Origin of the sequence: Pseudomonas sp. MM213 (assembly GCF_020423045.1) — a bacterium.
Taxonomy (GTDB): domain Bacteria; phylum Pseudomonadota; class Gammaproteobacteria; order Pseudomonadales; family Pseudomonadaceae; genus Aquipseudomonas; species Aquipseudomonas migulae.
Genome location: NZ_CP081943.1, coordinates 3,639,154 through 3,654,254 on the forward strand (window position 1 = coordinate 3,639,154; position 15,101 = coordinate 3,654,254).

The 15,101-nt window shown below is 59.7% G+C and carries 11 protein-coding genes, 4 tRNA genes and 1 pseudogene; 5 read left to right on the plus strand and 11 right to left on the minus strand.

The genetic code is table 11. The features are described 5' to 3' along the window. On the minus strand, window positions 1-690 hold the full coding sequence (locus K5R88_RS16505) for an energy-coupling factor ABC transporter permease (protein ID WP_192227990.1): 690 nt from the start codon (window positions 688-690) through the stop codon (window positions 1-3). Window positions 691-1,905: 1,215 nt separating this feature from the next. Here K5R88_RS16505 and K5R88_RS16510 point away from each other — a divergent pair. Beyond that, window positions 1,906-2,145 (plus strand): DUF2790 domain-containing protein, encoded by a 240-nt coding sequence (locus K5R88_RS16510; protein ID WP_008028718.1) that lies wholly within the window; start codon window positions 1,906-1,908, stop codon window positions 2,143-2,145. Window positions 2,146-2,154: 9 nt separating this feature from the next. On the opposite strand, the pseudogene K5R88_RS31005 reads toward K5R88_RS16510, so the two are convergent. From K5R88_RS31005 to K5R88_RS16530, 4 genes and pseudogenes are all read right to left on the minus strand, one after another. After that, window positions 2,155-2,556, minus strand: a pseudogene (locus K5R88_RS31005) (methyl-accepting chemotaxis protein); the annotation flags it as partial. Between the two features lie 242 nt (window positions 2,557-2,798). After that, window positions 2,799-4,067, minus strand: coding sequence for an OprD family porin (locus tag K5R88_RS16520; RefSeq protein WP_207285532.1), 1,269 nt, complete (start codon window positions 4,065-4,067; stop codon window positions 2,799-2,801). 17 nt (window positions 4,068-4,084) lie between these two features. Beyond that, window positions 4,085-5,290 (minus strand): benzoate/H(+) symporter BenE family transporter, encoded by a 1,206-nt coding sequence (locus K5R88_RS16525; RefSeq protein WP_226298060.1) that lies wholly within the window; start codon window positions 5,288-5,290, stop codon window positions 4,085-4,087. Beyond that, on the minus strand, window positions 5,287-6,654 hold the full coding sequence (locus tag K5R88_RS16530; protein WP_008028725.1) for an aromatic acid/H+ symport family MFS transporter: 1,368 nt from the start codon (window positions 6,652-6,654) through the stop codon (window positions 5,287-5,289). The genes K5R88_RS16525 and K5R88_RS16530 overlap by 4 nt, the downstream gene beginning before the upstream one ends. Before the next feature lie 234 nt (window positions 6,655-6,888). Between K5R88_RS16530 and K5R88_RS16535 the strand changes: the two genes are divergently transcribed. The 4 genes from K5R88_RS16535 to K5R88_RS16550 all read left to right on the plus strand — a co-directional run bounded on the left by K5R88_RS16535 (window position 6,889) and on the right by K5R88_RS16550 (window position 9,640). Then, on the plus strand, window positions 6,889-7,515 hold the full coding sequence (locus tag K5R88_RS16535; RefSeq protein WP_032828736.1) for a DUF1780 domain-containing protein: 627 nt from the start codon (window positions 6,889-6,891) through the stop codon (window positions 7,513-7,515). Continuing rightward, window positions 7,512-8,039 (plus strand): MOSC domain-containing protein, encoded by a 528-nt coding sequence (locus tag K5R88_RS16540; RefSeq protein WP_223437615.1) that lies wholly within the window; start codon window positions 7,512-7,514, stop codon window positions 8,037-8,039. Before K5R88_RS16535 ends, K5R88_RS16540 begins: the two co-directional genes overlap by 4 nt. 68 nt (window positions 8,040-8,107) lie before the next feature. Then, the gene (locus tag K5R88_RS16545; protein ID WP_008028730.1) at window positions 8,108-8,281 is read left to right on the plus strand and encodes a DUF3094 domain-containing protein; all 174 of its coding nucleotides are present in this window, start codon (window positions 8,108-8,110) and stop codon (window positions 8,279-8,281) included. 60 nt (window positions 8,282-8,341) lie between these two features. Further along, the gene (locus tag K5R88_RS16550) at window positions 8,342-9,640 is read left to right on the plus strand and encodes an NAD(P)/FAD-dependent oxidoreductase (RefSeq protein ID WP_226298061.1); all 1,299 of its coding nucleotides are present in this window, start codon (window positions 8,342-8,344) and stop codon (window positions 9,638-9,640) included. A 289-nt stretch (window positions 9,641-9,929) separates the two neighbouring features. On the opposite strand, the gene K5R88_RS16555 is transcribed toward K5R88_RS16550, so the two are convergent. From K5R88_RS16555 to clpB, 6 genes are all read right to left on the minus strand, one after another. Beyond that, on the minus strand, window positions 9,930-11,555 hold the full coding sequence (locus K5R88_RS16555; RefSeq protein WP_008037880.1) for a methyl-accepting chemotaxis protein: 1,626 nt from the start codon (window positions 11,553-11,555) through the stop codon (window positions 9,930-9,932). A 151-nt stretch (window positions 11,556-11,706) separates the two neighbouring features. Then, a tRNA-Pro gene (locus K5R88_RS16560) sits at window positions 11,707-11,783 on the minus strand. Window positions 11,784-11,878: 95 nt separating this feature from the next. Then, window positions 11,879-11,954, minus strand: a tRNA-Lys gene (locus K5R88_RS16565). Window positions 11,955-11,959: 5 nt separating this feature from the next. Further along, window positions 11,960-12,036, minus strand: a tRNA-Pro gene (locus K5R88_RS16570). A 9-nt stretch (window positions 12,037-12,045) separates the two neighbouring features. Next, window positions 12,046-12,121 (minus strand) — tRNA-Asn (locus K5R88_RS16575). Between the two features lie 300 nt (window positions 12,122-12,421). Continuing rightward, window positions 12,422-14,986: an ATP-dependent chaperone ClpB gene (gene clpB, locus K5R88_RS16580; protein WP_226298062.1), complete on the minus strand. Its 2,565-nt coding sequence runs from the start codon at window positions 14,984-14,986 to the stop codon at window positions 12,422-12,424. Window positions 14,987-15,101: the final 115 nt, after the last annotated feature.

Below are 15,101 nucleotides of genomic sequence, written 5' to 3' on the forward strand. Positions count from 1 at the left end.
TCAAGATTTCGGATCGTCGTCCTTCCAGGGTGCCGAAAGATAGCGTGTGCGGTTGAAGGTCTCCAGCCATTCGGGGCTGAACACCACCAGCGCGCTGACGACCATGCCGTTGATGAAGGCTTCGGGAAAGATGATCAGCCACAGGTAACCGACAAAATCTTCCAGCCAGTAAGGCATGACGAAAAGCTCGTTGAACCACAGCAGCCACAGGGCTAGCAGCAGGCACAGCAAGGCCGACAGCGCCGCTGCGAAGAAACCGGAAACGAAGATATACACGAAGGGATTACGCGGCTGCGCGCGCTCGACCAGGATTGCGCAGCACTCGGTGACCAGCACGGGCAGCAGAATCAACAAGGCGCCGTTCACGCCGACGGCGGCGAGGTCCTGGCGTCCGAGCATGACCAGGCCTGCTTGTGCGACCAGTCCGCCGACGATCGCCAAGGGCCAGTCCAGGAGCAGGGTTACGGCGGTCATGCCGATGAAGTGATAGGACACGCCGGTGTCGAAATCCCGGCGTACCAGCCACAGCATGAATAGCGCGAACACGGTGCCGAACAACAGATGCTGGCGGCGGCTGTCGCTGAACAACTCGACCCACGGGGCACGTGCGATGGCCCAGATCAGGGCTGGAATGTAGATCAGCCAGCCGACGGTGAGGGTTTCGGGGGACAGCAGCTCGGCGCCGATCATGGCTGGGTGGGCTCCCTTGTCTTTGCCGGAATAGGGTGGGGTATCAGTTTACACCGGTGTTTGGTTGGTCTTTGGTTGGGGGCATATCCGTTTTTGCGGTGATGGCGGCTATTGGTTTCGCCCTTACGGCGAGTCACTTGGAAGAGCCCCAAGTAACCAAGGGCTCTTGCCCCTTTCGTTCGGTGGCTCGCTAAGGCTCGCCATGCCCTCGCTCCGGTCCTGCTCCGTGGGCCCGCCGCCATCGGCCATCCATGGCCGGGGGCGGCTAACCCGGCATCCATGCCGGGTTGCCCACTGCGCAGAACCTCCACTCGGCCTCTCGAGGGGGCGCTCAGATCAAAAGCGGAAGGCGAGCTAACGCTCGGCCTGATGAGTGGTGGGAATCAAAAGCAAACGCCGATCCCTGTAGGAGCCGGCTTGCCGGCGATAGCGGTGGGTCAGTCCCCCTCCTTTTCGACTGGACGGACGCCATCGCCAGCAAGCTGGCTCCTACAAGGGAAATGCAGATGTGTCTGGATGAATACGATCAACTGTAGGAGCCGGCTTGCTGGCGATGGCGGTGGGTCAGTCACCCTGCTTTTCGACTGGACGGAAGCCATCGCCAGCAAGCTAGCTCCTACAAGGGCAATGCAGATGCGTTTGGATGAATACGATCAACTGTAGGAGCCGGCTTGCTGGCGATGGCGGTGGATCAGTCAACGTATGTATTGGCTGGACGGACGCAATCGCCAGCAAGCCGGCTCCTACAGTAGATCGGTGTACATCTCCCGAATGAGTGTTCGCAGCAGTGAAGGACAATGCGTACGCAAAATGAGCCAGGTCGGCTTTCAGGCCGCCTCGGCGGCGGTGGCGGTAGTCGCCCCCTCGAGAGGCCGAGCGCAGGTTCTGCGCAGTGGGCAACCCGGCATGGATGCCGGGTTAGCCGCCCCCGGCCATGGATGGCCGATGGCGGCGGGCCCACGGAGCAGGACCGGAGCGAGGGCATGCCGAGCCACAGCGAGGCACCGAACGACAGGGGCAAGAGCGCTTTGGATACTTTCGCGCTTTTCGAAAGTGACTCGCCGTAAGGGCGAAACCAATAGCCGCCATAACCAAAGAAACGGATATGCCCCCATTGTTACGTTTCCTGCAAAGCTGAATCAGCCCCAGCCCCCTTTATCCATCACCACCAAGGACTAAACTTCAAGCATCAAAACCAACACCGAGCACACAAAAATGAAAACCCTGAGCACCCTGTTTCTGACCCTGATCGCCACCTCAGCCATGGCCGCCAGCGAGCCCGCTGCCACCCCGTACGACCCGGCGCAGCCGCTGGACATCGCCAAGGTGGTTTCCGTGACCGACACCGCAACCGCTTGCGACGTCGTGCCGGCAACCATGGTCTACATCGACCATCAGGGCCAGACCCATCGCGTGACCTACCAAGTCATGGGCAACTGCACAAGCAACCTGTAACACCAGGCATCACACGATCAGCCGTTTCGCCTGCAACGCCAAATCATGCAGGCCGGCCAAACGCGCCATGATCCGCTCGACCACCTCGACCCTGGCCACCGCACCGCTTTGCAATTCCCCCATCGAATGCAAAGCCACTCCAGCCTTTTCCAGCCCCAGACGGGTGGAGCCGGATAACTGCTGAATCCCCTGGCGTGCATGCTCCGCCGACTGCTCCAGCCCCGTGGCGATTTGCCGGATCTGCGCACTGGAGTCCGCGGCCTGACGCGAGAGATTGCGCACCTCATCGGCGACCACCGCAAACCCTCGGCCATGACTGCCCGCCCTCGCCGCCTCGATTGCCGCGTTGAGCGCCAGCAAATTGGTCTGACGGGCGATGTCCTGAATGCTGCCGACAATCGCGCCGATGCGCATCGACTGACTGCCGAGCTCATCGAACACCTGATCCAGACGCTGCATGTAGAGGTTCAGATCCTCCAGCACACTGGCCGAAGATTGCATGCTCTGCGCACTCGCCTTGACCCGATCGCCGGCCGTGCGCGCCAGTTGATTGGCAAAGCGCATGTCTTCCTCGGTTTGCAGCACCGACTCGGTCAATTGCTCCAGCTTGACCTGCAAGCCGATGTTGTAAGGCGGTTGTTCTTTTTCAATGGTCATAGCAGCGTCCAGGTGTAACTGAGGATCAGGCGGTTTTCGTCGATATCACTGCGGTAGTTGGAACGGGCCATCACGTTGCGCACGCGAATCCCGAGGCCTTTGAGGCTGCCGTTTTGCAGCACGTAGCCGAGGTCGAGATCACGCTCGCGATCCTTGCCCTCGAACCCTTGCCCTGTGTCGACGTTATTACCGGAAATGTAACGCACGGTGCTGGTCAGCCCCGGCACACCGAGGGCGGCGAAGTCGTAGTCGTAACGCGCCTGCCAGGAGCGTTCGTCGGTAAAGGCAAACTCGTAGGTCGGCACCTCGTTGCCCAGCGGCGAGATGTTGGCGAAGACACGCGGGAATGCGCTGTCACCGAACATCCCCTGATAACCGACATAAAACGTGTGACCACCGCGCTTGGCCGACAGTAGCGAGAAGAACGCCTGGTTATCGATGTTGCCCAACAGCTTCTTGCCGTCTTCGCGCGAATCGTAGTAACCAAGGTTGGCGCCCAGGGTCCAGTCGCCCATCGGCTGGCTGTGCTTGAGACCGAGAAAGCGCTGGTTGTAGATGTCTTCCAGTTGCCCGAACCAGGCGCTGACCGAGCTGCGCTTATCGTTGAAGGCGTAATCGGCGCCGGCAAAGTTGAAGCCATCACTGCTGACTTGGCGCTGCGGCACATGGCCGAGCATGGCCTGCATTTTCTCGTCGCCCGCCTCGTTGCGCAGGCTGGTCGTGTTCAAGTGACCGCCTTGCAAAGTCAGACCATTGATCTCATTGGAACTGATACTTGCACCTTGGTAACTGGGCGGCAGCAGGCGGATATCACTGAACGCCAGCACTGGCAGGTTGGGTTGCAACTCCCCGACCTTCAGCTCGGTTTTGGAGTAACGCACCTTCAGCGCAGCTTCGAGACGGCTGTAATCATCTGCCGCGCGCCCGTCATCCTTGACCGGCAGCAAACCGGTATTGACCCGATCCGGGCTGCTGTCGAGTTTGAGGCCGAGCAGGCCGATCACATCCACACCAAACCCGACAGGCCCTTGGGTGTAGCCGGATTTGACGTTAAGGATGAAGCCCTGCGCCCACTCTTCGGCCTTCGATTGTTTGTTCGCCCCGACGATGTCGGAGAAGTCCCGGCTGAAGTAGTAATTGCGTGCCTGCAAGGTGGCCGTGGTGTCTTCGATAAAGCCGCCCTCTGCCGCCATCGCACCGGTGGAGAAACCCGAGACGAGCGCCATGGACAACACGGAACCGGTTGTTGGAAGAATCTGTTTCATCGTTTTTTCTCTTATTTTTATTGATCGACAGTTGGAAGTGCTTCAGCCGCCGCGCTTTCGCGACGGGCGTTTAACAACACATGGGTGACCATGCCGAAAATCAGTCCCCAAAAAGCCGCGGACAAACCCAACAACGACATGCCCGAAGCGGTGGTGAGAAAGGTCACCAGCGCGGCTTCGCGATCTGTCGGCACCGCCATTGCGCCGGCCAGCGCCCCGGCAATCGCGGCGAACAGCGCCAGCCCGGCCAACGCCGCGATCAGCTCTTTGGGGAACGCCGAAAACAGCGAAACCAGGGTGGCGCCGAAGATGCCCAGCAGCAGGTAACACAGCCCGCCGACCACCCCGGCCACGTAGCGCTTGCCGGGGTTTTCATGGGCCTCGCGACCGGTACAAATGGCTGCGGTGATCGCGGCCAGATTCAGCCCGTGGCAACCGAACGGTGCCAACAGCGCCGTGCCCAACGCACTGCTGGCGATGATCGGGCCGGACGGCGTCGCGTAACCGCTGGCCCGCAACACCGCCATGCCGGGCACGAACTGGCCGGTCAGCGCCACCATCACCAGCGGCAAGGCAATGTTCAGCGTCGCGCTGAGGCTGAACACGGGCGTGATCCACACCGGTGTGGCCAACCCGATCACCAGCGCTTCGCTGTGCAAATCACCGCCGAGAAACGCCATCGAGCAGCCCACCAGCAGCACCATCACCACCGCATAACGCGGCATCAGCCGTTTGCAGATCAGGTACGTGGCAAACATCGCCAGCACCAGCAACGGTTTGCCCTGCAACGAGACAAACAACCCGGTGCCGAAACTGAACAGAATCCCCGCCAGCATCGCCGCCGCAACAGCCGCCGGCAGTTTGCCGATGATCCGGTCAAACGCCCCCGACACCCCGACCAGGAAAATGATCAGGCTGCTGACCAGGTACGCGCCCACCGCCTCCGGCATCGAGATCCCCGGCAACAGCGCCACCAACAATGCCGAGCCCGGCGCCGACCACGCGATGATCACCGGCACGCGGTAACGCAGGCTCAAACCGATACCGAGCACCGCGCTGCCGATGGAAATCGCCCAGACCCACGACGACAACACTTCCCGCGACAGGTGTGCGGTCTCGGCCGCCTGGAAAATAATCACCAACGGGCCGGCATAGGAAATTACCGTGGCGATAAACCCGGCGACGGCCGCCGACAGGGAAAAATCCCGGACAAACGTTTTCATGAAGCTTCGCCGACAGACCCGTCTGGCGAACCGTTGCGCAGGCCCGACAGCGCTTGCCTGTGACTGCGCTGACTGCTGATCGCAAACACGGTCATGGCAATCGCGGCCACCGCGCCGGGCAAGGCAAACGCCATGAAGTTGAGTTGCAGCGGCAGGCTGATCCCAAGCAAGGCACCGCCCAGCAGCGGCCCGACAATCGCACCGTTGCGTCCGATGCCCGAGGCCCAGCCCAGACCGGTGGAGCGAATGGTCATGGAGTAAAACTGCGCGGCGCAGGCGTACAACAGAATCTGCGAACCGATGGTGGTGGCGCCGGCGATGGCGATCAGCAAGTACAGCAGCGGCATCGGGCTGTTGAAACCGAGCAAGGTGATCGACACGGCGGCCACGGCGAAGAACACCGCCAACACCCGAGGCAGGTTCAGTTTGTCACCCAGCACGCCGCCACCGACCGCGCCGAAAATGGCGCCGAAGTTGAGCACCAGCAGGAACGACAGGCTCGAACCCAGGCTGTAACCGGCGTTGGCCATCAGTTTCGGCAGCCAGGAACTCAAGGCGTAGACCATCAACAAGCAGCAGAAAAACGCCAGCCACAACATCAGCGTGCGCAGTGCGCGCCCCTCGCGAAACAGTTGCAGCACGGGGGTGCCGGTGCCCTTCACTTCGCTCATGTGCAGTTGATCGCCGGACTGTGCGACGTACGCCGGATCGACCCGTTGAAGAATGGCGCGCGCCTCTTCATTGCGTCCCTGACGCAGCATGAAACCCACCGACTCGGGCAGGAAGTACATGATCAGCGGCAACAGCACCAACGGCAGCACCGCGACGTAAAACACCGACTGCCAGCCGAAGCTCGGGATCAGCACGATGCCCAGTCCCGCCGAGAGCATGCCGCCCACGGAGTAGCCGCTGAACATGATCGCCACCAGCGTGCTGCGGATTTTCTTCGGCGCGTACTCGTTCATCAGCGCCACGACGTTGGGCATCACCCCGCCAATGCCCAGGCCGGCGATGAACCGGCACAGGCCGAACTCGGTGGGGTTGCGGGCAAAACCGTTGAGCACGGTAAAACCGCTGAAGAGCATCACGCAGATCGTGATGGCTTTCTTGCGGCCGATCTTGTCCGAGAGCGGGCCGAAAAACAGCGCGCCGAACATCATTCCAAACAATGCGTAACTTCCCAGCGCGCCGGCCTGCAAGGGACTGAGCCCCCACTCCTTCATCAGCATCGGCAACACCACGCCGTAAATCACCAGATCGTAACCGTCGAAAATGATGATCAGGGCACACCAGAACAGCACCATCCAGTGGAAGCGGTTGAATCGAGCGTTGTCGATAACCTCATGTACGTCGATCTTGCGCATGGCATTCATCTCTTGTTGTTGTTTTATTCAGAACGTCGGTAAAGCGGCTAACGTCCCGTAAAGCCGAGGGTAAAGCTGCCAGGCGCGGGGCAATATCCGCTTTGCGCAGATCGCTATCCGTTTTGTGCAGGGCCCTGAAACGGGCACGGGATGGGGCAATGGCGTTACAGGCTTTTGCTCTTCTCCGACAAACTGTCTTCTTTGCGAACGCATTTGAACGCTAAGCTTGGGCCTATGGATGACTCAGATTACTTACGCCTGCTGACCATTGCGGCCGAGCAAGCCAACGCGTTTCTTTCCAATGCCCGCAAATGGGAGCGTGAGCGTTGGGTGTGCCAGCGCCTGCTGCAAGGGCTGAACATTCCTTACCGCACCGACGAGTTCGCGCCTGCCGGGGAGCCGCCGGACGTGCTGTTTCGCGAGGCGAACTTCGAAGTGTTTTTCGTGCTCGACGAAGGCCGGCGCCTCAACGATGAGTGGCGCGATGAACTGCAACGCCGACGCAGTGCGTTTTCGCTGAGTTCGCTGGTGCGTCGCGAAGCCAAACCCCGGCGCATTCCGGCCAATGAATTCCTGCTGAGACTGGCGCCGACCTTGCGCAAAAAAGCGCACAACTACAAAGAGCGCGGCATGGACCTGGGCGAACTGGACATCATCGCCTTCGCCAGCCTCAAGCGCGAAGTGCTCGACCTCAATAGCCATTTCCCGCCGCCCACCGAATACTTGCGTCAGGGTTGGCGCTCGTTGTCGCTGGTGGGGCCGACCTTCGCCCGTGTTTTATTTGCGCATCCCGACGCCCCGGATTTCCTGCGCAGCAACCTCGGTCGCAGCATCGTCTTCGATGTCGGGATCAGCCTGTGAGTCCATTGCAGGAACTGATCGCTGAAGTCCCGCAAACCGGCCGCGTACGCTGGATCGGTGTGCGCCCGCAGCCACACGTGCCGATGATCGAACTGGCGGCCGTGGAGGCACGACTCGAGGCCGGGTTGACCGGCGATCGCGCCCGCCCCGGCGTACGCAACGCGCGGCAGGTGACACTGATTCAGTGGGAGCATCTGGCGGTGATCAACTCGCTGATGGGCCGCTCGGAAGATAATCCGCTGTTGCCTAATGATTTGCGGCGCAACCTCGTTATCAGTGGGATCAACCTGTTCAGCCTCAAGGGTCGCCGCTTCAAAATCGGCCAGGCGATTTTCGAAACCACCGGTTGGTGTCAGCCCTGCGCGCGCCTGCAAAACAACCTCGGCCCTGGCACCTTTCAGGCCGTTCGCGGACATGGCGGAATCACCGCCCGAGTGTTACAAAGTGGAATCATTCGCCTGGACGATACGGTCAGCGTCGAGCCTGTTCCAGCGAGCGGCTATGCTCCGTTCAATGCGGGCTGATGTGTTACACCGCCGCCCGCATGTAGCTTCCCCACATTCAGCAACGTCTACCCCTGACGAGGCCCGATATGACCAGCCGCCTGAACCCCGACGACCAAAAGCATGTCGAAGAGTACCTGCACCTGTCCCAGCACCGAGTCGAGCGCCGGCCTTTCCGGCCGTGGATGCTCCTGGTGGTGGTGCTGGCAGTGACTATTGGCCTGGGCCTGTTGAGCCGATTTATCAGTTACCTGACGCTATGAGCTGCATCGCGCTCGCTCGGGTAATTGCACCGATTTCTTTTAGCCTTGCGAGATATCCCCATGACTCATCGTATTGTCATCGTTGGCGGCGGCGCCGGCGGTCTGGAGTTGGCTACCCGTCTGGGTAAGACTCTGGGCAAGCGCGGCACGGCCAGTGTGATGCTGGTCGACGCGAACCTGACCCACATCTGGAAACCGCTGTTGCACGAAGTGGCGGCCGGTTCCCTGAACTCTTCCGAAGACGAACTCAACTATGTTGCCCAGGCAAAATGGAACCACTTCGAGTTCCAGCTGGGGCGCATGAGCGGGCTTGATCGGGCACAGAAGAAAATCCAGCTGGCCGCCACCTATGACGAAGCCGGCCTGGAACTGGTGCCGGCGCGTGAAGTGCCGTACGACTCGCTGGTGATCGCCGTCGGCAGCACCACCAACGATTTCGGCACCCAGGGCGCGGCGCAACATTGCCTGTTCCTCGACACGCGCAAACAGGCCGAGCGCTTCCACCAGCAACTGCTCAACCATTACTTGCGCGCGCACGCCGGGCAGACGGATGTGGTGCAGCGGATCAGCGTGGCCATCGTCGGCGCCGGTGCCACGGGCGTCGAGCTGGCCGCCGAACTGCACAACGCCGCGCACGAACTGGCGGCTTACGGTCTGGACCGGATCAAACCGGAGAACATGCACATCACCTTGATCGAAGCCGGTCCACGGGTGCTGCCAGCATTGCCGGAACGCATTGGCGGGCCTGTGCATAAAACCCTGGAGAAACTCGGGGTCAATGTCATGACCAACGCGGCCGTTAGCGAAGTGACCGCCGACAGCCTGATCACCGCCGACGGCAAAGTGATCAACGCCAGCCTGAAAGTCTGGGCCGCCGGGATTCGTGCGCCGGGTTTCCTCAAGGATATCGACGGTCTGGAAACCAACCGCATCAACCAGCTGCAAGTGCTGCCGACCCTGCAAACCACCCGCGACGAGAACATCTTCGCCTTCGGTGACTGCGCGGCCTGCCCGCAACCGGGCACCGATCGCAATGTGCCGCCGCGCGCCCAGGCGGCACATCAGCAGGCGTCGTTGCTGGCCAAATCGCTGAAGCTGCGGATCGAAAACAAACCGCTGCCTGTATACAAGTACACCGACTACGGCTCGTTGATTTCGCTGTCGCGTTTTTCGGCTGTGGGTAACTTGATGGGCAACCTGACCGGCAGCGTGATGCTCGAGGGTTGGCTGGCGCGGATGTTTTATGTGTCGCTGTACCGCATGCACCAGATGGCGCTGTATGGCGCGTTCCGCACGGCGATGTTGATGCTGGGCAGCAAGATTGGCCGCGGGACTGAGCCGCGCCTGAAACTTCACTGATATACATCCCTTGTGGGAGCGAGCCTGCTCGCGATAGCGGAGTGTCAGTCACCAGATGAGTTGGCTGACACACCGCTTCGCGAGCAGGCTCGCTCCCACATTTGATCTCCACTGATTTGGAGATCCGTGTCTTACTGTACCTCCCCCCGCGATTTTCCCCCTTCGCTTACAAACTCCCCCTTGCGCGACACAGCAGCGATACACCTCGCCCGTTAAATGGCCACATCCGAGCAAGGCACCCGGCCGCGCTTCTCCACCGAGAGGTGCGGCTTTTTTTCGTCTGGCGGTTTTACACCCGAAAACGCTGCACCATCCCCTGCAACGCATTGGCCAGTTTCGACAGCTCGTGGCTGGAGGCACTGGTCTGATCCGCGCCGGTAGCGGAACGCACCGACAGATCACGAATGTTCACCAGATTGCGATCCACCTCCCGGGCCACTTGGGCCTGTTCTTCGGCGGCACTGGCAATCACCAGGTTGCGCTCGTGGATTTCGTGAACCGATGCAGTGATCGTCTGCAACGCATCACCCGCCCGCTTCGCCATCACCAGAGTTTCGGCAGCACGGGAAGCGCTGGCATTCATCGAGTCCAGCGCCAGGCTCGAACCATTGCGCATGCCCTGGACCATTTGTTCGATTTCCTGGGTCGATTGCTGCGTGCGATGCGCCAGTGCACGCACTTCATCGGCCACCACCGCAAAACCGCGCCCGCTTTCACCCGCACGCGCCGCTTCAATCGCAGCGTTGAGCGCCAACAGATTGGTTTGCTCGGCAATGGCCCGAATCACATCCAGCACCTTGCCGATGTCTTGAGACTGATTGGCCAGCGATTGCACCAACTCACCGGTGTGCTGAACATCATTGGCCAGGTCGCTGATGGCACTTGCAGTTTCGCTGACCCGCTCCTGCCCCAGATGCGCCGACTCGCTGGACTGGCGAGTGGCATCGGAGGTCGACACTGCGTTGCGCGCAACTTCTTCGACGGCGGAGGTCATTTCGTTGACCGCCGTGGCGGCTTGTTCAATCTCGTTGTTCTGTTGTTGCAGGCCCTGGGTGCTATCCAGGGTGACGGCGTTCAGCTCATCTGCCGCCGTGGCCAGTTGCGTCGCCGAGCCACTGATGGCTTGCAGGGTTTCCCGCAGGTTCTGCTGCATGGTCGCCAGCGCCTTGAGCAAACGGCTCACTTCGTCGTTGCCATGGGTCGCGATAGGTCGGGTCAAATCGCCCTGCGCCACGCTTTCCGCCGCACTCAGGGCTTCGTTCAGCGGACGGACGATACTGCGAGTCAGCAACATTGCCAGGCCGACTGTCGCCAGCGCCGCGAGTGCGATGAACAGGCTGACGATGGACCGCGAGGTTTCGTAGTGCGCTGCGGATTTCTGGCTTTCAACGGCGACCTGTTTGGCGAACAGTTCCGCCAGGTCATTGAGCTGCTTGCCGGAACCATCGACCACGGTTTTCATGTCGATCAACAGCAGTTTGGTCAGCTCGTCACGGCGACCTTGCTCGGCCAGGGTGAACGACTGGGCAATGCCGGTGCGATAGGCGGCGAAGGTGGTTTTGAACTGGTCGTACAAGGCCTGACCTTCAGCGGTGTCGACCAACTTGTCGTAAGCCGCAATCTTCTCGCTCAGTTCCTTGTCGCGGGTGTCCATCTGGCCGCGGTAGGTTGGAATGTTCTTTGGGTCTTGATCCAGTGCCATACGCAAGGAAATGGTACGGATGCGCAGCATCAGCTCGCGGATCTCATCACCACCACGGATGCTCGGCAGCCATTGCTTCTCCACCGCCACCTCGCTCTCGCGAATGCTCGACATCTGCCCCAGGGCAAATATTCCAAGCAACGCCACCAGCACGGCAATCAAGGCAAAACCCAGCGCAGCACGAGGGGCAATATTCAGCTGACGAAGAAACATAACGAGCGCCTTTCTTGTTGTTGGCCTGAATGGGAGGTCGCGAGTGCGCCCCGACAGCTCGTTATCGGCTAGTTGTACGATGACTTGAAAGGATTCGGCTTTTTCAAAGGCAAAAAAATCCCCGTATCTTTCGATACGAGGATTTTTAATATGGTCGGGGTAAGGGGATTCGAACTCCTGACATCCTGCTCCCAAAGCAGGCGCGCTACCGGACTGCGCTATACCCCGGTAAAAAAAAGGCACCTTTAAAAGGCGCCTTCTGCGAACAGAGCTTTTGGCGTCTGATCTTAAGATTCGATTCCAGCGTTAACTGGTTTCAAAAATGGTGGGTCGTGTGGGATTCGAACCTACGACCAATTGGTTAAAAGCCAACTGCTCTACCAACTGAGCTAACGACCCAAAAATGGTCGGGGTAAGGGGATTCGAACTCCTGACATCCTGCTCCCAAAGCAGGCGCGCTACCGGACTGCGCTATACCCCGGTTTGAAATTGGCTCCGTGACCAGGACTCGAACCTGGGACCCAATGATTAACAGTCATTTGCTCTACCGACTGAGCTATCACGGAACTACATATTTCAATTTACAACGGTGAAGCTTTACTGCGTTCTCTTCGACCCGTTCGCATCGCTGCGTTCGTGTGTCTGAGGCGCGCTATTCTACAATCTTAAGCACCTCTGTCAACCCCCTAAATTGCATTCAAGTTAATGATTTGCAACTTATTTCAGATTCCTGCTTGGGGAGCAGAAACCCTTCCGGGTGACTTACTGCGGGGCGCACTTTACAAGCCTTTTCCTTTGAGTTCAACAACCTGACGAAAAAAAGGCCTCGCAATGCGAGGCCTCTTCAGTTTTGTTGCTAACGCGGATCAGGCGAAGACGATTTCGTCGTTTTCCACCACACCCTTGGCGGTATCGCCGGGCATGAAACGACCCGACAAAATCAGCTGCGCCAGCGGGTTTTCGATCCAGCGCTGAATCGCACGTTTGAGTGGCCGTGCGCCGTACACCGGGTCGTAGCCAACCGCGATCAGCTTGTCCATGGCCTCAGGGCTGAGTTCCAGTTTCAGTTCGCGCTCAGTCAGGCGACTGCGCAGACGACCCAACTGGATCTCGGTGATGCCCGCGATCTGATCCCGCGCCAATGGCTCGAAGATCACCACTTCGTCGACCCGGTTGATGAACTCCGGCCGGAAGTGCGTGGAAATCGCATCCATCACCGCTGCGCGCTGAGCCTCACGATCACCGACCAGTTCCTGGATTTGCACCGAGCCCAGGTTGGAGGTCATGACGATCACGGTGTTCTTGAAATCCACCGTGCGGCCATGGCTGTCGGTCAGGCGGCCATCTTCCAGCACTTGCAGCAATATGTTGAACACATCCGGGTGGGCCTTCTCGACCTCATCCAGCAGGATCACCGAATAAGGCTTGCGACGCACCGCCTCGGTCAGGTAGCCGCCCTCTTCATACCCTACGTAGCCTGGTGGCGCACCGATCAACCGGGCCACGGAATGTTTCTCCATGAACTCGGACATGTCGATCCGCACCATCGCCTCTTCGGTATCAAAGAGGAACTCGGCCAACGCCTTGCACAACTCGGTTTTACCGACACCGGTCGGGCCGAGGAACATGAACGAACCGCTCGGACGATTCGGGTCGGACAAACCGGCCCGCGAACGGCGCACCGCATTGGAAACCGCGATCACCGCTTCGTCCTGACCGATCACACGCTGGTGCAACAGGCCTTCCATCTTCATCAGCTTGTCGCGCTCGCCTTCGAGCATTTTCGACACCGGAATGCCGGTCCACTTCGAGACGACTTCAGCGATTTCTTCCTCGGTCACCTTGCTGCGCAGCAACTGGTTTTCGCTTTTGCCATGCTGGTCGACCATTTGCAGGCTGCGCTCCAGGTCCGGGATCACCCCGTATTGCAGCTCGGCCATGCGGTTCAGGTCGCCTTTACGGCGTGCCGCTTCCAGTTCCTGACGGGACTGTTCGATTTTCTGCTGGATCTGCGCAGAACCCTGGACTTCGGCTTTTTCCGAGTTCCAGATTTCTTCGAGGTCCGAATACTCCCGTTCATGACGAACGATTTCTTCCTGGAGTTTCTCCAGACGCTTGATCGCCGCTTCGTCGCTCTCTTTCTTCAGCGCCTGGGATTCCACCTTCAGCTGAATCAGACGGCGCTCCAGACGGTCCAGCACTTCCGGCTTGGAGTCGATCTCCATGCGGATGCGGCTGGCGGCTTCGTCGATCAGGTCGATGGCCTTGTCCGGCAACTGACGATCGGTAATGTAGCGATGACTGAGCTTGGCCGCAGCGATGATCGCGCCGTCGGTGATCGCCACTTTGTGGTGAACTTCATAACGCTCTTTCAGGCCACGCAGAATGGCGATGGTGTCTTCTTCGCTCGGTTCGTCCACCAACACTTTCTGGAAGCGCCGCTCAAGGGCCGCGTCCTTCTCTATATATTGGCGGTACTCGTTGAGCGTGGTCGCGCCGACGCAGTGCAACTCGCCACGGGCCAACGCAGGTTTGAGCATGTTGCCCGCATCCATCGAGCCTTCGCCTTTACCGGCGCCGACCATGGCGTGCAGTTCGTCGATGAACAGAATGATCTGCCCTTCCTGCTTCGACAGCTCGTTGAGCAGGGATTTCAGGCGTTCTTCGAACTCGCCACGGTACTTGGCACCGGCAATCAGCGCGCCCATGTCCAGGGACAGCAGGCGTTTGCCTTTCAGGCCATCCGGCACTTCGCCGTTGATGATGCGCTGGGCCAGGCCTTCGGCGATGGCGGTTTTACCCACGCCAGGCTCACCGATCAGCACCGGGTTGTTCTTGGTGCGACGCTGCAGCACCTGAATGGTCCGGCGAATTTCGTCGTCACGACCGATTACCGGATCGAGCTTGCCGTCTTCGGCGCGCTTGGTCAGGTCGACGGTGTATTTATCCAGCGCCTGACGCGACTCTTCGTGGTTGGCGTCGTTGACCGCTTCGCCACCACGCAGGTTGTTGATCGCGTTTTCCAGGGCTTTTTTGCTGACGCCCTGACCGAGCAACAATTTGCCGAGTTTGCTGTTCTCGTCCATGGCGGCGAGCAGCACCAGCTCACTGGAAATGAACTGATCGCCCTTCTGCTGGGCCAGGCGATCCGCCTGGTTGAGCAGACGCGCCAAGTCCTGCGACATGTTGACGTCGCCGGTCGGGTTCTGGATTTTTGGCAGCTGGTCGAGCTCTTTGGTCAGTTCTTTACGCAGGCTGTTGACGTCAAAACCGACCTGCATCAACAGGGGTTTGATCGAACCACCCTGCTGTTCAAGCATGGCTTGCATCAAATGCGCCGGTTCAATACCGGGATGGTCGAGGCCGACGGCCAGCGATTGGGCGTCGGATAGAGCTAACTGCAATTTGCTGGTTAAACGATCTATACGCATGGGTCACCTTCCTTTTGAGCAGGCCGGACCTATAAAACATCCTGAATGAAGAAACCTGCCAGATACCGCTATAGATGTGGTCGATTCTGGGAGTTTCAAGCGTCGTGACGTTGAT